Origin of the sequence: Pseudomonas sp. PAMC 26793 (genome assembly GCF_000313235.1) — a bacterium.
Classification (GTDB): domain Bacteria; phylum Pseudomonadota; class Gammaproteobacteria; order Pseudomonadales; family Pseudomonadaceae; genus Aquipseudomonas; species Aquipseudomonas yamanorum.
Map to the genome: position 1 here is coordinate 297,858 of NZ_AMXG01000015.1, position 21,429 is coordinate 319,286.

General features: G+C 59.0%; 19 protein-coding genes, 4 tRNA genes and 1 riboswitch. Of the genes, 5 read left to right on the forward strand and 18 right to left on the reverse strand.

Going from position 1 to position 21,429, the window contains the following annotated elements; all coding sequences use genetic code 11:
- Positions 1-72: 72 nt before the first annotated feature.
- Entirely contained in the window at positions 73-1,191 is a 1,119-nt protein-coding gene (locus D109_RS0104585; protein WP_017475882.1) for a TIR domain-containing protein, read from the reverse strand.
- A gap of 199 nt (positions 1,192-1,390) precedes the next feature.
- On the opposite strand from D109_RS0104585, the gene D109_RS0104590 reads away from it, so the two are divergent.
- Entirely contained in the window at positions 1,391-2,008 is a 618-nt protein-coding gene (locus D109_RS0104590) for a recombinase family protein (protein WP_017475883.1), read from the forward strand.
- Here D109_RS0104590 and D109_RS0104595 read toward each other — a convergent pair.
- Both D109_RS0104595 and D109_RS0104600 read right to left on the reverse strand, forming a co-directional pair.
- Positions 1,998-2,837 carry a hypothetical protein gene (locus D109_RS0104595; protein WP_026077781.1) on the reverse strand — a complete coding sequence of 280 codons (840 nt, stop codon included), beginning with the start codon at positions 2,835-2,837 and terminating at the stop codon, positions 1,998-2,000. The two genes, D109_RS0104590 and D109_RS0104595, sit on opposite strands and share 11 nt — an antisense overlap.
- A gap of 138 nt (positions 2,838-2,975) precedes the next feature.
- A tRNA-Arg gene (locus tag D109_RS0104600) sits at positions 2,976-3,052 on the reverse strand.
- A 337-nt stretch (positions 3,053-3,389) separates the two neighbouring features.
- Between D109_RS0104600 and D109_RS0104605 the strand changes: the two genes are divergently transcribed.
- From D109_RS0104605 to D109_RS0104615, 3 genes are all read left to right on the forward strand, one after another.
- On the forward strand, positions 3,390-3,617 hold the full coding sequence (locus tag D109_RS0104605; RefSeq protein WP_026077782.1) for a hypothetical protein: 228 nt from the start codon (positions 3,390-3,392) through the stop codon (positions 3,615-3,617).
- 20 nt (positions 3,618-3,637) lie between these two features.
- Positions 3,638-3,817 carry a PA3371 family protein gene (locus tag D109_RS0104610; RefSeq protein WP_017475886.1) on the forward strand — a complete coding sequence of 60 codons (180 nt, stop codon included), beginning with the start codon at positions 3,638-3,640 and terminating at the stop codon, positions 3,815-3,817.
- Positions 3,818-4,255: 438 nt separating this feature from the next.
- Positions 4,256-4,582 carry an Arc family DNA-binding protein gene (locus D109_RS0104615; protein WP_003175643.1) on the forward strand — a complete coding sequence of 109 codons (327 nt, stop codon included), beginning with the start codon at positions 4,256-4,258 and terminating at the stop codon, positions 4,580-4,582.
- A 109-nt stretch (positions 4,583-4,691) separates the two neighbouring features.
- On the opposite strand, the gene mgtE is transcribed toward D109_RS0104615, so the two are convergent.
- The 8 genes from mgtE to ltaE all read right to left on the reverse strand — a co-directional run bounded on the left by mgtE (position 4,692) and on the right by ltaE (position 12,441).
- Positions 4,692-6,134 carry a magnesium transporter gene (mgtE, locus tag D109_RS0104620; RefSeq protein WP_017475887.1) on the reverse strand — a complete coding sequence of 481 codons (1,443 nt, stop codon included), beginning with the start codon at positions 6,132-6,134 and terminating at the stop codon, positions 4,692-4,694.
- A gap of 339 nt (positions 6,135-6,473) precedes the next feature.
- Positions 6,474-6,550: transfer RNA gene (locus D109_RS0104625), tRNA-Arg, on the reverse strand.
- Between the two features lie 72 nt (positions 6,551-6,622).
- A tRNA-Arg gene (locus tag D109_RS0104630) sits at positions 6,623-6,699 on the reverse strand.
- A gap of 108 nt (positions 6,700-6,807) precedes the next feature.
- Positions 6,808-6,898: transfer RNA gene (locus D109_RS0104635), tRNA-Ser, on the reverse strand.
- Between the two features lie 62 nt (positions 6,899-6,960).
- On the reverse strand, positions 6,961-7,149 hold the full coding sequence (csrA, locus tag D109_RS0104640; RefSeq protein WP_002554426.1) for a carbon storage regulator CsrA: 189 nt from the start codon (positions 7,147-7,149) through the stop codon (positions 6,961-6,963).
- A 185-nt stretch (positions 7,150-7,334) separates the two neighbouring features.
- Complete coding sequence (locus D109_RS0104645; protein WP_003214308.1) at positions 7,335-8,576, reverse strand: aspartate kinase; 1,242 nt, start codon at positions 8,574-8,576, stop codon at positions 7,335-7,337.
- Positions 8,577-8,671: 95 nt separating this feature from the next.
- Positions 8,672-11,290, reverse strand: coding sequence for an alanine--tRNA ligase (gene alaS / locus D109_RS0104650; protein WP_017475888.1), 2,619 nt, complete (start codon positions 11,288-11,290; stop codon positions 8,672-8,674).
- Positions 11,291-11,436: 146 nt separating this feature from the next.
- Entirely contained in the window at positions 11,437-12,441 is a 1,005-nt protein-coding gene (ltaE, locus tag D109_RS0104655; RefSeq protein WP_017475889.1) for a low-specificity L-threonine aldolase, read from the reverse strand.
- A 190-nt stretch (positions 12,442-12,631) separates the two neighbouring features.
- Positions 12,632-12,801: riboswitch (FMN riboswitch) on the forward strand.
- 111 nt (positions 12,802-12,912) lie between these two features.
- On the opposite strand from ltaE, the gene D109_RS0104660 reads away from it, so the two are divergent.
- Positions 12,913-13,422 carry a 6,7-dimethyl-8-ribityllumazine synthase gene (locus D109_RS0104660; RefSeq protein WP_017475890.1) on the forward strand — a complete coding sequence of 170 codons (510 nt, stop codon included), beginning with the start codon at positions 12,913-12,915 and terminating at the stop codon, positions 13,420-13,422.
- Positions 13,423-13,552: 130 nt separating this feature from the next.
- Here D109_RS0104660 and astE read toward each other — a convergent pair whose 3' ends face one another.
- The 7 genes from astE to D109_RS0104695 all read right to left on the reverse strand — a co-directional run bounded on the left by astE (position 13,553) and on the right by D109_RS0104695 (position 21,414).
- The gene (astE, locus tag D109_RS0104665; protein ID WP_017475891.1) at positions 13,553-14,557 is read right to left on the reverse strand and encodes a succinylglutamate desuccinylase; all 1,005 of its coding nucleotides are present in this window, start codon (positions 14,555-14,557) and stop codon (positions 13,553-13,555) included.
- An 11-nt stretch (positions 14,558-14,568) separates the two neighbouring features.
- Positions 14,569-14,859, reverse strand: a complete 291-nt coding sequence (locus D109_RS0104670; RefSeq protein ID WP_003214319.1) for a hypothetical protein — start codon at positions 14,857-14,859, stop codon at positions 14,569-14,571.
- Between the two features lie 23 nt (positions 14,860-14,882).
- Entirely contained in the window at positions 14,883-16,229 is a 1,347-nt protein-coding gene (gene astB, locus D109_RS0104675; protein ID WP_017475892.1) for an N-succinylarginine dihydrolase, read from the reverse strand.
- 158 nt (positions 16,230-16,387) lie between these two features.
- Positions 16,388-17,857 (reverse strand): succinylglutamate-semialdehyde dehydrogenase, encoded by a 1,470-nt coding sequence (astD, locus tag D109_RS0104680; protein WP_177325500.1) that lies wholly within the window; start codon positions 17,855-17,857, stop codon positions 16,388-16,390.
- A complete protein-coding gene (astA, locus tag D109_RS0104685; protein ID WP_003214325.1) occupies positions 17,854-18,879 on the reverse strand; it encodes an arginine N-succinyltransferase in 1,026 nt (341 codons plus the stop codon). The genes astD and astA overlap by 4 nt, the downstream gene beginning before the upstream one ends.
- A 49-nt stretch (positions 18,880-18,928) precedes the next feature.
- A complete protein-coding gene (gene aruF, locus D109_RS0104690; RefSeq protein ID WP_017475894.1) occupies positions 18,929-19,948 on the reverse strand; it encodes an arginine/ornithine succinyltransferase subunit alpha in 1,020 nt (339 codons plus the stop codon).
- Between the two features lie 245 nt (positions 19,949-20,193).
- Positions 20,194-21,414, reverse strand: coding sequence for an aspartate aminotransferase family protein (locus tag D109_RS0104695; protein ID WP_017475895.1), 1,221 nt, complete (start codon positions 21,412-21,414; stop codon positions 20,194-20,196).
- Positions 21,415-21,429 lie beyond the last annotated feature (15 nt).

Sequence of the window (21,429 nt, forward strand, 5' to 3'; positions counted from 1 at the left end):
ACCTACACACTATGGCGCCCACCCCGCTCTAGCTGGTCTTTTGCACCCGTTTATTTAGAAAAAAAAAATAGTTCAAGGCTCAATGATTTTTTCGCGCTCAAGTACCTGGCGGATCTCCTCAAACTTGGCTTTGATGTTGCCTTTGGGGAATCGGATCTGCCCTAGTCCCTGGATATTCGAAAATTCTTCGCACCCCTCTTCCAGAAGCACAATCGCTCGAGTGAATCCAAGGCGACCTTGAAAAAGTCCGACCTCATGTATTACGTTCGTTCGAGCTTCCATCTTACCGTCTGCCTGTTCATCTTCAGCGGTCATGACGATGAAAGCGACTGCTGCTGAATCAAGCATTTCCGCAAGTCGTGCAATGTTTGTAATACCTGCTACAGGGACACGGTTAAATTCATCAAAGGGCAGTTTCAGTCGCTCAGTGACAAAATCCTTTAAGTCACGCCACACGTGGGAGCGGCCATGACCGATGAAAATATTTGTTCCCACTAGAGCCTCCTTAGCCTGAGTTTTTTCAAATCTTGATAGGTACGAGTACGCCTTTTTGATCACAGGAAGCAGACGACTTATAGCTTCGTAGGGGGCCCTGTACACAAAGCAGTCAGACATAACTTTTATATGTGGGGGCGTCAAAAAACCTTGACTGAGGGCTAGAGAATCACGGGTCATGACCTGCCCTTTGGGTTGTAAAAGGCCTAGAAAAAGCGCACGAGTCCCGACCTTCTTACCTGAAACGTCCTCGAGTAACTGAGATGCGTAAGAATCTCCTGTATCTCTAACAAATATCCGCAACACAACTTCGAGTTCATCGATAACACTTGCAAATAGTGCCTCGCCCTGCTCGCGATATGCATCAGCATCGGCGAGATCCGGGTTGCCGGCCATTTCATAAATTGCATTCACTACGTCGTCAAACGCGCACTCATGCCAATCGCCATAAGTACCTTGACCGAAATGCTCCTGCATGCCCCACTCTTTGCTGAAGTTGTGCCCGGCAAGTGGGGGACGAAAATCTCTGTAATAGACTCTTGAATGATATCCCAACCAAGAGCCCCCGAAGGACCGCGAGACATCTTCTGCGACTGCTCGGATAGCCTCCGCAGCGCGTAGCTTTTCCTCTGCCCCCTGCTGGTATGCCTCCAGTTTTTTTATGGCAAGCCCTATCTCGTCGATTGCGCTACTCATAACCCCTTCCCCTGAAAATGAGCCGCTTGTAGCAAGCCGCTTGTCCGTTCAATCGAGTATGCCTTACCCAAATCGCCCCAAAAAGGTATGCCTATCCAGATACAGGCTTATTTCGCCTTTTTCGTGCTTTTCGCTTGATAAGTGACACCCATAGTGCAACAGTATTAGTAGAACGCCCTAACTGATACAGGCACCCATCATGTTCATCCGCGCATACCTCCGAGCATCCACCGAAGAGCAAGACGCCGGCCGCGCCCGCGCCTCGCTCGAGCAGTTCGCCAGCGACCATAACAAGGTCATCGCCAGCGTGTACCTGGAGAACGCCAGCGGCGCCACCGCCGACCGGCCGGAGCTGCTGCGCCTGCTGAAAGATGCGCGCAAGGGTGACGTGCTGCTGGTGGAATCCATCGACCGGCTATCCCGTCTCCCGGTAGAGGATTGGCAAAAGCTCAAGACCGCTATCGACTCCAAGGGCCTGCGTATCGTCGCGCTCGATCTGCCGACCAGCCATCAGGGAATGCAGGACACGAAGGGCGACGAGTTCACCGGTCGGATGCTGGGGGCCATCAACTCAATGCTGGTGGAAATGATGGCAGCCATCGCCCGCAAGGATTACGAGCAGCGCCGTGACCGACAGGCCCAGGGCATCGAGAAGGCCAAGGCCGCCGGCAAGTACCAGGGGCGGCCGGTGGACGCCGATCTGCACAAGCGTGTCACCGAGCTGCTCGGCGCCGGCCTGGGGATTCGCGCGACCGCCCGTCACGCCAACTGCTCGACCACCACCGTGCTGAGGATAAGGGAGCTTACTACGCCTTAGATATGGTGGCGGCAGAAATCATTTGCTCCATTCTCTCGGCTTGCTTGAGGGCCGCGTCGCTGAAATTTTGCCCTGTCAGAAGGGTGTCAATAGCTGTGAAAAACAGAGTGTCAAAGTTCTGCTGCAGCCATTTAAAACGAGCGCTCCCCAATCCCACAAACTCCTCAGCCTTTTCTGGCCCAAGAGCAGAGCTCACGAAATCCCGCACTATTTGATCCTCAAACCAAATCACCTTCGCGGGTGCGCGACTTCCTTCTGAAAGCAGGTACAGGGCACGAGTGAGGAGGGATCGGTGTGTCGAATATACAGCCCAGGTGTATTCACCAAGATGAGGCCGAACAGCCTGAACATCCTTGAAACCAGTTTGGAAAAAGGCAAAGTGATCTAGCATCCGAAGCTTCTCCGCGAGCTTCGCGAATCCTTCATCTGTATACACCCGGGCCAGTTCCTTATCGTAAAGGACGTCAGTGAGCGCTGCGTCGCTTGGAAAGGCGTCACGCGCTTCAACGATGCCTTTCCACAGAACATCTACTGCTTCGATTTTCCGCGCAATGGTTGCTTTTTGCACTTCGGAAAAAGAAGCGGATGCGATCCGAAGCTTCTCGGCCTGGCGATCTAGCTCTGATTTCAATGACGTGAGCTGCGCATCGCCCTGGGCCTTCAGCTCAGCTTTAAGCTTTTCCAACCTGTCATCATATTCATGCCTGATGCCAGCCTTTAGCCTTTCACTTATCCAATTTCTTGATAACCACGCGAGTGCCGCCAGTAGAGCGGTACTCACACCAGCGGAACTGATTACAGTCAAAGCCAAGCTCGTCAAAGTTTCCATACCGTTCCCTGATATGAGTTACGAAAAAGCCCCGCCAGGTGGGCCTGAGCGGGGCTAACTCGAGCGCCATTTGCTGCCACCCTGCTGTCACGGGCAAATCAAGCATCAGGCGGAAAAGGCTGAGAGCCTTGAATAATATGGTGTCCCAGGGCCGGTTCGAACGGCCAACCTTCCCCTTAGGAGGGGGATGCTCTATCCAATTGAGCTACTGGGACTAATGACAGCCAACCGGCAAGGAGCACGGCGACGGACGGCGTGCATGTTAACGGCGCAGGTCAATTTTGTCATGTCGTCCGTAGGCTTTTTGAGTGTAGGCCTACGCCCATGACTTTAACGCGTATTCCACTCAACGATTACGGGCAGCTGGCCGCCATCGTGCAAAATGCACTCCCCCAAAATGCCATCATTGCAAATTGCAACATCACGGCAATGCGGAACATATATAACTATTTGATTTAAAAGGATTTATTGTCAAATAAAGACTGGCACGGCCCCTGCAATCCTTTATCCTACAAATACAGTCCGGCCCAGCCACCTGCGGAGAACATGCCCATGAACAGCGCACTTCTACTAGCCCTCAATACCATTGCATTGGCTGCGCTGGTGATGTTCCATTTTCAATCCACCACCGCTGATGATGCCGCACAGGTCAGCCAGGCGATTCCCCATCACCTGCAGCAACGTCCGCAGCTGGCAGTCATGAAGCCGAACATGCAATCACCGCTGCAACTGACCCAGGGCACTCAGGCCGCTCCCGCCACTGAACACTGGGTTTTCTGAACCGTTTACCGGAGTATTCCATGACCAAGTCCGCCTGGCTGTTTCTGACCCTGGCCCTGGCCGCCGTCGGCCTCGGCTTGAACGTATTGTCGCAAGATGTGCAGACCGTCGCTTTCGTCGCCGCAGCTGTATTCGGTAGCCTGTGGTTATTGGCAATCATCATAGGCCGCCGCATCAAATTCGATCCTGTACTGCGCTGAATCCTCCCCGCTCGTCGCCCTCTCTGCACAAGGCAGTCAACCTCAGGCTCACCCGTCCGAACGACTGACCATATGTCGCTCCGCCCTCGTAAATTGGCAATTTGCCACTAATCTTAAAGTTAAGGGCAAAAGGCCATATTGCTATAGGATGTGCGCCCGAAAAGCCTTTTGCGCCTAGGGCCTGCGGCCTCGACACCTATTTGGGTGCAACCGTGGAAAAGTTTTCCAACCAGTCCGCAAATTTTGAAATGAGTACTGGCATAAAGCCGGTAGCCGGTTCAATATTTGTCACAGAATTGACGCCAAGGAACTGGCAAAACTGAGGCATGATGCGGCCTCTTTGCAATTCAGGTTGAACATTTGGCAGCAAGCCTTGTCCTAACATGCATCTTGCGGCCAATTCCAAAAACCGCTCCCCTGAACTAACCGGTTAAATATATGCGCCCATTGAAACAGGCAATTTATTCCAGCCGTACGGCTGACAAGTTCGTCGTACGTCTGCCAGACGGAATGCGGGAACGCATTGCCGAGGTGGCTCGCAATCATCACCGCAGCATGAACTCTGAAATCATCGCACGCCTGGAACAAAGCCTGATTCAGGAAGGTGCGCTGGGCGACGAGCTGAGCATGCGCCTGGACAGCCCCGAGCTGTCACTGCACGAACGCGAACTGCTGCAGCGTTTTCGTCAGCTCTCCCACCGCCAGCAAAATGCTCTCGTCTCGCTTATCGCTCACGACGTTGAGGCAGCTGCCGAAGCCAACTGATTGGCAACCGAAAGCTGAAAGCCAGCCATGGGCTGGCTTTTTTTTGCCTGGGATTTGGTAAAGAAAAGAGAGGATCAAGGGGCATAAGCCCCCTGACCTATAGAAGGGATCAAAGCAGGAAGATGGTTGCCAGGCCCAGGAAGATGAAGAAGCCGCCACTGTCGGTCATGGCGGTGATCATCACACTGGCACCCATGGCCGGATCTCGCCCAAGGCGCACCAGGGTCATTGGAATCAGAACCCCCATCAAGGCCGCCAGCAACAGGTTGAGCGTCATCGCCGCCGTCATGACCACACCGAGCGACCAACTGCCATACAGCAGGTAAGCCACGATACCGATGACGCCACCCCACACCAGGCCGTTGATCAGCGCGACCGCAAGCTCCTTGCGCATCAAACGCTTACCGTGCCCGGTACCCACCTGATCCAGCGCCATGGCACGCACGATCATGGTGATGGTCTGGTTACCCGAGTTACCGCCAATCCCGGCCACGATCGGCATCAGGGCGGCCAAGGCCACCAGCTTCTCGATGGAGCCTTCAAACAGGCCAATCACCCGTGACGCAATAAACGCGGTAATCAAATTGACTGCCAGCCAGGCCCAACGGTTACGCAGGGACTTCCAGACCGACGCAAAAATATCTTCTTCTTCTCGCAGACCGGCCATGTTGAGGACTTCGCTTTCGCTCTCCTCACGAATCAGGTCGACCATTTCATCAATGGTCAGACGGCCGATCAGCTTGCCGTTCTTGTCGACCACCGGGGCCGAGATCAAGTCATAACGCTCGAACGCCTGGGCAGCGTCGTAAGCGTCTTCGTCCGGATGGAAACTCACAGGGTCACTGGCCATGACGTCCGCGACTTTCTTCTCCGGGTCATTGACCAGCAGACGCTTGATCGGCAGCACGCCCTTGAGAATGCCTTCGTAATCGACCACGAACAGTTTGTCGGTGTGGCCTGGCAGCTCCTTGAGGCGGCGCAGGTAACGCAAAACCACTTCCAGGCTGACGTCTTCGCGGATGGTGACCATCTCGAAGTCCATCAACGCACCGACCTGCTCCTCGTCGTAGGACAGCGCCGAGCGCACACGCTCACGCTGTTGGGCGTCGAGGGTTTCCATCAGCTCATGGACGACGTCACGCGGCAGCTCGGAAGCCAGGTCAGCGAGTTCGTCGGCATCCATGTCCTTGGCGGCAGCCAGGAGCTCGTGATCGTCCATGTCGGCGATCAGGGTTTCACGGACCGAGTCGGATACTTCGAGGAGGATGTCGCCGTCGCGATCAGCCTTGACCAACTGCCAAAGCGTCAGGCGGTCATTAAGCGGCAAGGCTTCGAGGATGTAGGCAACGTCGGCAGAGTGCAGGTCATCGAGCTTGCGCTGCAGCTCGACAAGGTTTTGCCGGTGGACCAGGTTCTCGACCCGGTCATGATTCGCGCCCTCCTGGCGATGGGTCAGGTCTTCGACCACACGCTGGCGCTGCAGCAGCTCGACGACTTGAGCCAGGCGATCCTGCAGGCTTTCTTGTGTTTTCTTTACTTCAACTTCGGTCATAGGCGAACTCCACTCCCAGCAGCGGGGCACGCCGGAAGGATCAATCAGTCAATTCATGATTGGTAAAACGGGGTACTGAGTAACTACTGGGTAAGTCCATGGAGGTGTTCCACAAGCCCCGGCGGGGCTGACGGGCGCAATGATACACCGGGCGGCCGCTTTTAACGTCAAAAAACTGGAAAGAACAAGCGCTTGCGACACAAAGCTGAACATTGGCCACACATATGAACTGCGACGACGCCGCTTGAAAGGAAAACACATGGGCGGGAGAAAAAGGCGCCACGGCAAATAAAAATCCAAGACGGCAAAAAGCCCGCACTAGGCGGGCTTTTTGTTGTTTGGTGCACTCGACAGGATTCGAACCTGTGACCGCTCGGTTCGTAGCCGAGTACTCTATCCAGCTGAGCTACGAGTGCAGATTGTGTTTTTAGACCAGATCACAACTGGTTGAAGCCAAGTTACCTGCATTGCTGCAACTAACTCTTAAATGGTGCACTCGACAGGATTCGAACCTGTGACCGCTCGGTTCGTAGCCGAGTACTCTATCCAGCTGAGCTACGAGTGCATTTGTTGCCGCGCATTATAGGCCGTTCAATCTCTATGTAAAGCTATTTTTTCGTTTAATTTCAACAACTTAGCGAAAAAACCAGATTGCAACGTACTAAGCAAATAATGGCGGAGAACGGGGGATTCGAACCCCCGACACCCTTTTGAGGTGTACTCCCTTAGCAGGGGAGCGCCTTCGGCCACTCGGCCAGCTCTCCGCAACACGGGGCGTATATTAACCAGCTTCATCCCCGTTTGCAAACATAAAAAACGATAAAAATTAATGGCTTGGTTCTTCGTCCTTCTCTTTCTTGATCCGCAGGTAGATTTCCTCGCGGTGGACAGCCACCTCTTTCGGAGCGTTAACCCCGATACGCACTTGATTGCCTTTGACGCCGAGCACGGTCACGGTGATTTCGCCATCACCAATAATCAGGCTTTCTGCGCATCGACGAGTCAGAATCAACATACCTTTCTCCTCACGCATTTCATTTCGGGAACAACAGTCTGCAAAAAAAAGGCATTCGACCTACAACCAGATGGCCGTAGCCCTACCGCCTAAGTATTGTCGAGCGCAGGCAAAAGAACAGGTCTTCACCACGCGCCCGGCAAAAAAATGAAAGGCGCGGATAACCGCGCCTTCCTGGCAACGCATCACTCGCCCTGTCGGGCCGGAGCGTCGAGCTCAAACGCGGTATGCAATGCGCGTACAGCCAGCTCCAGGTACTTCTCTTCGATCACCACCGACACCTTGATTTCCGAGGTGGAAATCATCTGGATGTTGATGCTTTCCTTGGCCAGGGCTTCGAACATGCGGCTGGCAACGCCCGCATGGGAGCGCATGCCCACACCCACGATCGACACCTTGGCAATCTTGGTATCGCCGACCACTTCACGGGCGCCGATTTCCTTCGCGGTGTTCTGCAGGATCCGCTCCGCCGCATCGTACTCGTTGCGGTGCACGGTGAAGGTGAAATCGGTGGTGTTATCGTGCGAAACGTTCTGCACGATCATGTCGACTTCGATGTTCGCGCCACTGATAGGGCCCAGAATCTTGAAAGCCACGCCCGGGGTGTCTGGCACGCCACGGATAGTCAGCTTGGCTTCATCACGGTTGAAAGCGATACCGGAAATGATCGGCTGTTCCATGGATTCCTCTTCATCAATAGTAATGAGGGTGCCCGGACCCTCCTTGAAGCTGTGCAGTACGCGCAGCGGAACGTTGTACTTGCCGGCAAACTCAACGGCACGGATCTGCAATACCTTGGAACCGAGGCTGGCCATTTCCAGCATCTCTTCGAAGGTGATCTTGTCCAGGCGCTGGGCCACGGACACAACCCGCGGGTCGGTGGTGTAGACGCCATCCACATCGGTGTAGATCTGGCACTCGTCAGCCTTCAGGGCTGCCGCCAGGGCCACGCCGGTGGTGTCGGAGCCGCCACGACCGAGGGTGGTGATGTTGCCGTGCTCGTCGACGCCCTGGAAACCGGCGACAACCACCACACGACCGGCCTTCAGGTCAGCGCGAATCTTCTGGTCATCAATCTGCAGGATGCGTGCTTTAGTGTGCGCGCTATCCGTAAGAATGCGGACCTGGTTGCCAGTGTAGGACACCGCCGGCACCCCACGCTTGTTCAGCGCCATGGCCAGCAACGCGATGGTCACCTGCTCACCAGTGGAAATGATCACGTCCAGCTCACGGGGAACCGGTTGCTGATCGCCACTGATTTGCTTGGCCAGATCGATCAGGCGATTGGTCTCGCCGCTCATGGCCGACAGCACCACCACCAGGTCATCGCCGGCATCGCGGAATTTCTTAACCTTGTCGGCGACCTGCTCGATTCTTTCGACAGAGCCGACCGAGGTGCCTCCAAATTTCTGTACGATCAAAGCCATTTCTAAGCCGCCTCAGCCCGTAAAGGGGCGCCTGTTATTCAATCAACCCGCACTGACTGAGCCCGCGACTAGACCACGGGCTCATTAACAGCGTCTTAAATACCTGCCTCGACAAACGGCACGGTCAGGGCCAGGGCCGCGTCCAGGGCGCCGGCGTCAACACCACCGCCTTGCGCCATGTCCGGACGACCACCGCCCTTCCCGCCCACTGCCGCAGCGGCTTGCTTCATCAAATCACCGGCCTTGAGTTGGCCAGTCAGGTCTTTGGTTACACCGGCAACCAGAACAACCTTCTCCTCATGGACACTGCCGAGCAGGATCACTGCGCGGCCGAGCTTGTTCTTCAACTGATCGACCAAGGCCAACAGCGCCTTGCCGTCCTGACCGTCCAGGCGCACGGCCAGTACTTTCACACCCTTGATGTCCAGGGCGGAAGCCGACAGATCGTCGCCCGCCGCGCTGGCCGCCTTGGCCTGCAACTGCTCCAGCTGTTTCTCCAGCTGACGGTTGCGCTCCAGTACGCCGGAGAGCTTGTCGATCAGGTTGTCGCGGCTGCCCTTGACCAGGCCGGCCGCTTCCTTGAGTTGTTCTTCTGCCGCATTGAGGTAAGCCAGGGCCGCAGCACCGGTGATCGCTTCAATACGACGCACGCCGGAAGCCACACCGCCTTCGCTGATGATCTTCAGCAGGCCGATGTCGCCGGTACGGCTGGCGTGGATACCGCCACACAGCTCCACCGAGAAGCTGCCGCCCATGCTCAGTACGCGCACTTCGTCGCCGTACTTCTCGCCGAACAACGCCATGGCGCCTTTTTGCTTGGCGGTCTCAATGTCAGTTTCTTCGGTTTCCACCAGAGTGTTCTTGCGAATCTCGGCGTTGACGATGTCTTCCAGGGCCTTCAACTGCTCAGGCTTGATCGCCTCGAAATGACTGAAGTCAAAACGCAGGCGCTGGCTATCCACCAACGAACCCTTCTGCTGCACATGCTCACCCAGCACCTGACGCAACGCGGCGTGCAGCAAGTGAGTGGCCGAGTGGTTCAAAGCGGTTGCATGCCGTACGTCGGCATCTACCTGAGTGTCCACCGGCGCACCGACGGTCAGGTTACCCAGTACCAGCATGCCGTGATGCAGGAAAGCACCGCCGGTCTTGGTGGTGTCGCGCACTTCAAAGCGACCGGACGTCGAGCTGAGGAAACCGCAGTCACCCACCTGGCCACCGGATTCAGCGTAGAACGGGGTCTGGTCGAGGACTACAACGCCCTCATCACCTTCGTTCAGCACGTCCACCGACTTGCCGTCCTTATAGATAGCCACGATCTTGGCCGAGCCAACGGTGGCCTCATAACCAATGAACGAAGTCGCTACATCAACCTTTACCAGGGTGTTGTAGTCCAGGCCAAAGGAGCTGGCGGAACGGGCACGTACACGCTGGGCTTCCATCTCACGCTCAAACCCGGCTTCGTCGATGGTCAGCTCGCGTTCGCGGGCGATGTCGGCGGTCAGGTCCATCGGGAAACCGTAGGTGTCGTACAGCTTGAACACCACGTCGCCCGGCACCACGGTGCCTTTGAGCTCGGCCAGGTCCTGCTCGAGGATCTTCAGGCCGTGCTCCAGGGTCTTGGAGAACTGCTCTTCTTCAGCCTTCAGCACGCGCTCGATGTTGGCTTGCTGCTGCTTGAGTTCCGGGAAGGCATCGCCCATCTCGGCCACCAGCGCGGCAACGATCTTGTAGAAGAAGCTGCCGGTGGCGCCCAGCTTGTTACCGTGACGGCAGGCGCGACGGATGATGCGGCGCAGCACATAGCCACGGCCTTCGTTCGACGGCAGCACGCCGTCGGCGATCAGGAAGCCGCAGGAGCGGATGTGGTCCGACACCACCTTGAGCGACGACTGATTGTCGTTGGCACAGCCAATGGCCGCGGCCGAAGCGCTCAGCAAGTTGGTGAACAGATCAATCTCGTAGTTGGAGTGAACGTGCTGCATCACCGCACTGATCCGCTCCAGGCCCATGCCGGTGTCCACCGACGGCGCTGGCAACGGATGCAACACGCCATCGGCGGTGCGGTTGAACTGCATGAACACGTTGTTCCAGATTTCGATGTAGCGGTCGCCGTCTTCTTCCGGCGAGCCCGGTGGGCCGCCCCAGATGTCGGCGCCGTGATCGTAGAAAATCTCGGTGCACGGGCCGCACGGGCCAGTGTCGCCCATGGTCCAGAAGTTGTCGGAGGCGTAAGGCGCGCCCTTGTTGTCGCCGATGCGAATCATGCGCTCGACCGGCACACCGATTTGCTGGGTCCAGATGTCGTAGGCTTCGTCATCGGTGGCGTAGACGGTGACCCAGAGTTTTTCCTTCGGCAGCTTCAGCACGCCGGTCAGGAAGGTCCAGGCGAAGGTGATCGCATCTTTCTTGAAATAGTCGCCGAAGCTGAAGTTGCCCAGCATCTCGAAGAATGTGTGGTGGCGGGCGGTGTAGCCCACGTTTTCCAGGTCGCTGTTCTTGCCGCCGGCGCGTACGCACTTCTGGCTGCTGGTGGCGCGGGTGTAGGCGCGCTTTTCCTGGCCCAGGAAGCAGTCCTTGAACTGGTTCATCCCCGCGTTAGTGAACAGCAGGGTTGGGTCATTGCCTGGGATCAAGGAGCTGGAGGCGACACGGGTGTGACCTTGCTCTTCGAAGAAGCGAAGGAAGGCTTCACGGATTTCTGCGCTTTTCATTAGGTTCTTCCACGGAGGCTGCGGCCAAAGGCCAGTGCTAAACGTCATCAGACGGAGCGACGGCAAAGGGCCGCATTATATCGGCCCTTTGCCCGTGGTACAGCGTGTTTATGTGATAGAAACAGTCAATTAGACGGTCTGCACTGTCATTTCCGGGAAAACTCGACAAATGTCGCGAGCACTTGCTCGATCTGTGCCCGGCTGACGTCCAGGTGAGTGACCATGCGCAGACGCGGCGCGGCGCTCAACTTGATCCCGCGCTCGGCAGCAAACGCCTTCAAGGCCTGGGCCCGATCACCGATATCCACGTAGACCATATTGGTCTGCACCGGCTCCACCGTATAACCCGCCTTGCGCAGCTCATCCCCCAGCCATTGGGCGTTGGCGTGGTCGTCGGCCAGGCGCTGCACCTGGTGATCCAGGGCGTACAGCCCCGCCGCCGCCAGCGAACCGGCCTGACGCATGCCGCCCCCGACCATTTTGCGCAAACGGCGGGCCTTGGCGATCAATGCCGTGGAGCCGCACAACACCGAGCCGATCGGCGCGCCCAGGCCTTTGGACAGGCACACCGACACCGAATCGAAGTGCTGGGCAATCTCCCGCGCATCCACACCCAGCTTGACCGCCGCGTTGTAGAGCCGCGCGCCGTCCAGGTGCAAGGCCAAGCCGTGCTCCCGGGTAAACGCCCGCGCGGCTGCCAGGTACTCAAGGGGCAGGACTTTGCCCTGCATGGTGTTTTCCAGCGCCAGCAAGCGGGTGCGGGCGAAGTGGAAGTCGTCCGGCTTGATCGCCGCCAGCACGTGCTCCAGGTTCAGGGAACCGTCGGCCTGCACTTCCAGGGGTTGTGGCTGGATCGAGCCGAGAACCGCCGCGCCGCCGCCTTCGTATTTGTAGGTGTGGGCCTGCTGGCCGACGATGTATTCCTCGCCACGCTCACAGTGCGCCATCAACGCCAGCAGGTTGCTCATGGTGCCGGTGGGCACGAACAACGCGGCGGCAAAACCCAGGCGCTTGGCCAGTTCGGCTTCCAGGCGATTGACGCTCGGGTCTTCGCCGTAAACGTCGTCGCCACTGGCAGCCGTTGCCATCGCCTCGAGCATGCCTGGGGTCGGTTGGGTCACTGTGTCGCTGCGCAGGTCAATCACGGTCATCAAACTAGCCTCTAGCGGATTGGAGCGTTTCTTGTATTAACGATTACTGCGGGCAAACCCGCGGAATATCAAGCCCCGCGCTTGCACAATCGAATACCAACCAAACAAACCGATATAGGCTATCGATAAACCAACCGTGCAGTTTCTGAAAAACCATGATAAAAACTCTCCGCCGCCAGGGTTCTGGCGGCAACGTTCTCAGGGCGGGGTGTAATTCCCCACCGGCGGTAATTGCACGCAATGTGCATAGCCCGCGAGCGCTTGGCGCCTCGAACTGCCTCGGCAGGACGGCGACAAGGTCAGCAGACCCGGTGTGATCCCGGGGCCGACGGTCATAGTCCGGATGAAGAGAGAACGGGATTGGCACCTAAGGGCCGCGCTGACGTCATGGTTACATGAGCCAGCTGTGCGTACCCTTAAATCCCATTCGATTCATAACGCCCTGTTTTTTTCTTAAACAGGAGTCAGAACATGCAACCCACCGCAATCGACAGCAAAAGCAAAAACCATCACGGCGAGCGCGTCGCGTTTATCCAGGCCTGCTGGCACAAGGATATTGTCGATCAGAGCCGTAAAGGTTTCCTCGCCGAAATGATCGCCCAGGGCTACCAGGAATCGGACATCGATTTCTTCGAAGTCGGCGGCGCCTTTGAATTGCCCCTGCACGCCAAGCTGCTGGCCAAGTCCGGCCGTTATGCCGGTATCGTCGCGGCCGCCCTGGTGGTGGACGGCGGGATCTACCGTCACGAGTTCGTGGCCCAGTCCGTGGTCAGCGGCCTGATGCAGGTCCAGCTGGAAACCGAAGTGCCGGTGTTCTCGGTATCCCTGACCCCGCACCACTTCCACGCGGGCAGCGAGCACCACACGTTCTTTTATGAGCACTTCGTGCACAAGGGCCAGGAAGCGGCACGCACCTGCGCCGACACCCTGCACAAGGTTCGCGCACTGCGTCGCAATGAGCCACGGGCGGTAGCGGTTTAAGCAACACCACCAAGCAAATGTGGGAGCGGGCTTGCTCGCGAAAGCGGAGTGTCAGTCAATACATGTCTGACTGATACACCGCCTTCGCGAGCAAGCCCGCTCCCACATTTGACCGAGTCAGTCTCGGGAGTCAGGCCAGGCCAGCATCCGTGGTCGGCACAATCAGTATCCCTGCGCGCAAGCCATTCTTGACCTTCGGGTTCGGGAAGATGATGCGTGCGCCCTCCTCTTCGATTACCCAGCGGGTCTTGGCAATGTCCTCGGCCAGCAGGTAACCCTTCTCCAACTCCGAAAAGTTTTCCACGTCCGCCGGCAAATGCAGGACGAAGGTATCGCTGTGCTTGATCACTTCCCGGGAGACGCTGAACAGCTTCAAGCCGTCCAGGCTCTCGGTGGCCGGCTCGTTGCCTTCGATGATCTGCTTGAGGCGGGTTTCCAGGCGCGATACGTCCACGCCCTGGTTCTGCCCGAACGGCCGGGCCTTGCCCAGCTCCAGGGTGAAGGACTCGGCCTCAAGCTGCTCGTAGGTAAACGCGGTGAAGGTGATCGAGGTCTTGTTCTGCAGCAGCACCGCTTCCATGCCGGCGGCTCGCAGGCGCGCCAGTTCACGGCGCGAATGCTGACGACCGTCTTTCCAGGGATACAGCGCGAACTGCTCGATCTTCGAGCCACGGATGGCGGTGTGCAGGTCGTAGTGCAAACGGCTACGCCCCGGCACACTGAAGAAGGTGCGGGCCAACTGCTCAAGCTCGGCGGCGCGCATGGCTTCGGGGCCGATGCTTTGTTCATGACGGCCGTTGAACAGCCGGTTGACGTCCAGTTCAAGGTAACGCTCGCCGCGGCGCATGGCCTCGGGGTTACCGAACAGGAACAGAATACGGGTGCGGGGCTTGATCTCCCCACGGGCAATGCCTTGCAGCAAGCGGTCGGCCAATTCGATTGGCGCGGTTTCGTTGCCATGGATGCCAGACGACAGCAGCACGTCGCCGCCGTTGTCCCGCGCTTCAGGAGGCCGCACTTCCAGCGCGCCCTCACTGAGCCAGCGCAGTTGCACGCCATCGACAGTCAGTTGAATTTTTTGCGCCGGTTCACGACCGGCGAGGGTCAGTTCAAGCAGTTTGCCGAGGGCGAGCATAAGCAGCTTCCTTAGTGGTTGCAGCCAGGACCGTGGACGTGATCGTCGTCATCACCTTCAACGTCGGCCGGTTCCATTTCCAGTTGCAGGCTCATCAGGTTGGTGGCCAATGGGCGCATCAGCAGGTTGGCGTATTCCGCGTCGCCCTCTTCCACGTCAACGCCGATCAACAGTTGGCCACGGCCGTCGTGCTGGATCCAGATCTCCTTGCCCTGCCACACCACGGCGACGCGGGTGCAGGAGGTTTCCAGCTGGGTGCCGTCGGTGTCTTCAAGGATCAGTTTCAGGGTGTCGGTGGTCATAAATAGTTCTCAGCCGTGCGGCATTAATTGATCTGGAAAGGATAAACCGAGCCCAGTTTAAGGATTTGCGTCAGTTCATCCAGTGCCGTCCGGCACTCAAGCAGCAATTGCGGGTCAGCCAGGTCAGTTTCCCGCAGGCTGTCGCGGTAGTGCTTGTCGACCCATTGGGTCAGCGTGTCGTACAACGGCGCCGTCATGATAACCCCTGGGTTGACCGCCGCCAGTTCGGTTTCATTCAGCGCGACGCGCAAGCGCAGGCACGCCGGGCCACCGCCGTTCTGCATGCTTTGCTTGAGGTCGAAGACCTTGACTTCGCGGATCAGCCCTCCCGAGGATGTCAGGCCTTGCAGGTACTGCCAGACGCGTTCGTTGGCGCGGCATTCTTCCGGCACGATCAGCAGCATCGAACCGTCGGCGCGGCTCAGCAACTGGCTGTTGAACAGGTAGGAACGCACCGCATCTTCAACGCCGACCTGGGCACGGGGCACGCAGATCGACTGGAAATTGCCACCGAGCTTGCCGAGTTTGCCCTGCAGCTCGCCGAGCATCTGTTCGGTGTTGAGGAACGCATCCTCGTGATAGAACAGCACCTCGCCATTGCCCACCGCGATCACGTCGTTGTGGAACACACCGGCATCGATCACCGCCGGGTTCTGCTGGGCGTAGACCACGCCGTCATCCCGCAGGCCGTGCAGGCGAGCGACTGCCTGGGAGGCCTCGAGGGTCTGGCGCGCCGGGTACTTTTGCGGCGCCGGGTAGCGGGTGTCGAACGCACTGCGGCCGAACACGAAAAACTCTACGCCCGCCTCGCCATAGTCGCGGCAGAAACGCGTGTGGTTGGCCGCGCCTTCGTCGCCGAACTGCGCCACGGCCGGCAAGGCGGCGTGGTGGGCGAAGTGCCTCTGGTCAGCGAACATCGCCCCCAGCACGCGGCTGGTGGTCGGGTGCTCGATGCTGCGGTGGTATTTGCAGTTGAGGTTGGCGGCCGTGAAATGCACGCGGCCATCGGCTGTGTCTGCGCTCGGGCTGACGGTGGCGGCGTTGGCCACCCACATGCTCGACGCCGAGCAACTGGCAACCAACAACGGCATGGCTTGTTTGGCGGCTTGCTGGATGACCTGAGCGTCGGTGCCGGCAAAACCGAGGCTGCGTAAGGCGGCCACATCCGGACGTTCCTGGGGCGCCAGCACACCTTGCACAAAGCCCATTTCCATCAGCGCTTTCATCTTCGCCAGGCCTTGCAGCGCCGCTTCCTTCGGGTTGGAGGACTGCTGGCTGTTGCTCTGGGACGCGACGTTGCCGTAGGACAAACCGCCGTAGTTATGGGTCGGCCCCACGAGACCGTCAAAATTGACTTCACAGGATTTCATCGGCGAGGCTCCACGAACATCTGTATTTTTATAGGCATCAAATTACTTGAACACACCACAAATCAAGTGTGGGAGCGGGCTTGCTCGCGAAAGCGGTGGTTCAGTCGCCTGAAATGTTGAATGACACACCGCCTTCGCGAGCAAGCCCGCTCCCACATTTAGATCAGCGTCACACCCGGGGTTAACGTCACCGGTAGCACCAGGCTCGGGGTCTCAAGGGAGGCCACCGGGTACGCACAATAATCCGCCGCGTAATAGGCGCTGGCGCGATGGTTGCCCGAAGCCCCTACCCCGCCAAACGGTGCGCTGCTCGCAGCCCCCGTCAGCTGTTTGTTCCAGTTGACGATCCCGGCACGGCTCTCCAGCCAGAACTGCTGGTAACGCGCTTCGGAATCCGACAGCAACCCGGCCGCCAAGCCGTATTGAGTGTTGTTGGCCTCGGCAATCGCCGCCTCGAAATCGGTGTAGCGGATCACTTGCAGCAGCGGGCCGAACAGCTCTTCGTCAGCGCGATCCGTCACCTCGCTCACATCGATAATCCCCGGTGTCAGCAGCGCAGCCTGGGCCTGGGGTTGGGTCATTTCCAACAGCGCCACGGCGCCATTGGCCAGCAGCAATTCCTGGGCATCCATCAACGCCTTGGCGGCACCGAGGGAAATCACCGAGCCCATGAACGGCGCCGGTTGTTGGTCAAACGCGCCGACTTCAATGGTCGAACTCACTGCCACCAGGCGAGCGAGCAACGCATCACCCCACGCGCCTTGCGGCACCAGCAGGCGACGGGCACAGGTGCAACGCTGGCCGGCCGAGATAAACGCCGACTGGATAATGGTGTACACCGCCGCGTCCACATCGGCCACTTCGTCCACCACCAGCGGGTTGTTGCCGCCCATTTCCAGCGCGAGGATCTTGTCCGGGCGCCCGGCGAATTGCTGGTGCAGATGGTTGCCGGTACGGCTGGAGCCGGTGAAGAACAGACCGTCGATACCCGGGTTGGCCGCCAGGGCGATCCCGGTTTCCCGCGCGCCTTGCAGCAGGTTCAACACGCCCGCCGGCAGGCCGGAGTCGATCCAGCATTGCACGGTCAGCTCGGCGACTTTCGGAGTCAGCTCGCTCGGCTTGAACAGTACGCTGTTACCCGCCAGCAAGGCCGGCACGATGTGGCCGTTAGGCAGGTGACCCGGGAAGTTGTAAGGGCCAAACACCGCCACCACACCGTGGGGCTTGTGGCGCAGCACGGCGGTGGCGTCGCCCAGTGGGCCGCTCTTCTCGCCGGTACGTTCGCGGTAGCTTTGCACCGAGATCGCGACCTTGTTGACCATGCTGGTGACTTCGGTCGCCGATTCCCACAAAGGCTTGCCGGTTTCCTCACCGATGCAGCGGGCGAGTTCGTCGGCACGGCTTTTCAGGTTGGCGGCGAAGGCTTCCAGCACGCTCAGGCGCTCTTCCAGGGAGCGCTTGGCCCAGGCTGGAAATGCCTGGCGTGCGGCCTGAACGGCGGATTCGACCTGCTCGGCAGTCGCGCTGTTACCCGACCACACCACCTGCTGGGTCACCGGGTTCAGGGATTCAACGACTTCACCCTGGCCAGCCAACCAGCTACCTGCGATATACAACGAATTCATTATTTCGACTCCCGGGCAGCGGACAACGGTACGGCACGCACTTGATCACCGGCGATCAGTTGCAGGCGCTTGGCAGTCTGTTGATCGACCACCAGGGTGCCCGCAGCCAACCGTGCCGGTGCGGCGGTGATGCGGCAATCTTCGCGTTTGCGGTTATGGATCAGGAACGGCGTGGCGTCGTCGCCCGGCGTGCCAATCGCCAGCACCAGCGCTTCGCTGTCACGTACCGCGCGGATCTTGGTGGTTTCACACTCCACCGCCGGGCCCGCGTCGAAGATGTCGACGTAGCCCTGGTAGCTGAAGCCTTCGCTCTTGAGCATGCTCAGGGCCGGCTCGGTGTCGGTGTGGACCTTGCCGATCACGTTGCGCGCGTCTTCAGACAGGAAGCAGGTGTACAACGGAAACTTCGGCATCAGCTCGGCGATAAACGCCTTGTTGCCCACGCCGGTGAGGTAGTCGGCCTGGCTGAACTCCATCTTGAAGAAGTGCCGACCCAGGCTTTCCCAGAACGGCGAGCGCCCGGCTTCGTCGGACATGCCGCGCATCTCGGCGATGATCTTGTTGCCGAACAACTGCGGGAATTCCGCGATAAACAGCATGCGCGCCTTGGCCAGCATGCGACCGTTAAGGCCGTTGCGGTAATCGGCGTGCAGGAACAACGAGCACAACTCGGAGTTGCCGGTCAGGTCGTTGGCCAGGAACAGCGTCGGGATTTCACGGTAAATGTTCAGCTCCTGAGAGGCGCTGACCGTCAGGCCGACCCGGAAGTTGTACCAAGGCTCACGCAGGCCGACGGCACCGGCGATGGCGGAAATCCCCACCACGCGGCCTTCGTCGTTTTCCAGCACGAACAGGTAGTCCGCATCACCGCGCCCGGCTTCGCCGCGAAAGGTCTTTTCAGCCCAGCCGACCCGATGGGTCAGGCGCTCTTCGTTGGCCGGCAAGGTGGTGAGGCCGGTGCCGGTGCTGCGCGCCAGATCAATCAGGGCCGGTAAATCGCTGCTGCGTACGGGACGAACGATCATGCTATCTCCTCAAACGGGCCGCCTTGCAGGCCACCCGCGAAACTCATTCTTAAACCGCTACCAGTCGAACGCTGGCACCCTCGCCGACGCCCAGGGCTTCGGCGGTTTCCAGGTCCAGGGTCACTGGCTTGCCCGGTGCGTAGTCCAGTTCCAGCATCACCGCGCGGTAATCCTGCAACTGGCCGTTGCTCACCAGGTACTGGCGGCCGACACCCTTGACCATCTCACCAATCTTCACCGGCACCACACGGCTCTGCGCGATCGAGCGAATGCCCGAGACCCGTGCGTGCAGGGTTGGGCCGCCGTCGAAGATGTCGATGTAATGGTCAGTCTCGAAGCCTTCGCGCATGAGGATGTCGAAGGTGATCTGCGCCCGCGGGTGCACCTGGCCCATGGCTTCCTGGGCGGCGTCCGGCAACAGCGGCACGTAGATCGGGTAATGCGGCATCAGTTCGGCCAGGAAGGTCCGGCTCTTCAACCCGCACAGGCGCTCGGCGGCGGCGTAGTTGAGGTCGAAGAAGTTGCGGCCGATGGCGTCCCAGAACGGCGAATCACCGTTCTCGTCGCTGTAGCCCACAATCTCGGTCACCACCGAATCCGCGAAGCGCTCCGGGTGACCGGCCACGAACAACAGGCGGCCACGGGAGTTGAGTTCCGACCACGGCGAGCCTACCAGTTCCGGCACCACGTAGAAGCTGGTCAGCAGGCTGTTGCCGGTGAGGTCATGGCACTGCGAGAGCACGTGGATCTTGTTGTGGATCTTCAGCTCGCGGGACGCGTGCACAAAGGTCTCGTTACGGAAGCTGTAGAACGGTTCCGAGTAGCCCGCCGAGGCAACGATGGCCGAGCAGCCCACCAGCTTGCCGGCGTCGGAGTCTTCAAGCACGAAGAAATAGCTTTCTTCGCCGTTGAAGCTGACCTCGGCGGCGAAGGACGCTTCGCTCGCGGCGATCTTGTCGCTCAGGCGCTCGACATCATCCGGCAAGGAAGTGACACCAATCGGGCTGTCCGCAGCCAGACGCTGTACCTCGCCCAGATCAGCCATTTGCGCGGGGCGCATCACCAGCATGGTGTCACTCCTTAACTCGAAAAACTCACAGGAAAAAATGCCGGACACGATCTTGAAATCAGTGAGGTCAAGTGTGGGAGCGGGCTTGCTCGCGAAAGCGGTGTGTCATTCAACATTTCAGGTGACTGAGCCACTGCATTCGCGAGCAAGCCCGCTCCCACATTTGATCTTCACAGCTTCAACTAAAGAGTCCGGCATACAAAATTTGTGTTGGATACCCGACTCGCCGGGCACCCAACGGTCTATCAGGCTTGCGTCAGTTTTTTCACAGCACGTTCGAAGCGGTCCAGGCCTTCCTGGATATCGGCATCTTCCACCACCAGGCTCGGGGCGAAACGCACCACATCCGGGCCGGCTTGCAGGATCATCAGGCCTTCACGCTCAGCGGCGTTGAAGATGTCCTTGGCCTTGCCTTTCCAGGCATCGCTCAGCACGCAACCGAGCAGCAGGCCCAGGCCACGCACTTCGGTGAAGATGCCGTATTGCTGGCCGATCTTCTCAAGACGGGAGACGAACAGGTCGTGCTTGGCGTTAACACCCGCCAGTACTTCCGGCGTGTTGATCACGTCGATCACCGCTTCCGCCACCGCGCACGCCAGCGGGTTGCCGCCGTAGGTGGTGCCGTGGGTGCCGACCACCAAATGCTTGGCCAGGTCTTCGCGGGTCAGCATGGCTGCGATCGGGAAACCGCCGCCCAGGCTCTTGGCGCTGGTGAGGATGTCGGGCACGACGCCGTAATGCTGATAGGCGAACAACTCGCCACTGCGGCCCATGCCGGTTTGCACTTCGTCGAACACCAGCAGCGCGTTGTTCGCGTCGCACAGGTCGCGGGCGCCTTGCAGGTAAGCCAGCTCAGCCGGCAATACGCCGCCTTCGCCCTGGATCGGCTCCAGCACCACGGCGCAGGTCTTGTCCGAAATGGCCGCTTTCAGCGCATCCAGATCGTTGTAAGGCACATGGGTGATGCCGACGATCTTCGGACCGAAGCCGTCGGAATACTTCGACTGGCCACCCACGTTCACGGTGAACAGGGTACGGCCGTGGAAGCTGTTCAGCGCGGCGATGATTTCGTATTTCTCGGTACCGAAGCGATCGAACGCGACGCGACGGGCCAGCTTGAAGGCGGCCTCGTTGGCTTCGGCGCCGGAGTTGCAGAAGAACACACGCTCGGCAAACGTGGCGTCGATCAGCTTGTGGGCCAGGCGCAGGGCCGGCTCATTGGTGAAGACGTTGGACACGTGCCACAGCTTGTTGGCCTGTTCGGTCAGTGCACCGACCAGCGCCGGGTGGGCGTGGCCCAATACGTTGACCGCGATGCCGCCGGCAAAGTCGATCAGCTCTCGGCCCGCCTGGTCCCATACGCGGGAACCTGCGCCACGCACGGGGATGAAAGCGGCAGGTGCGTAGTTGGGAACCATGACCTGGTCGAAATCGGCACGTTGCACCGGGGCTTGCTCAACGGACATCGGAGTCTCCTGAAG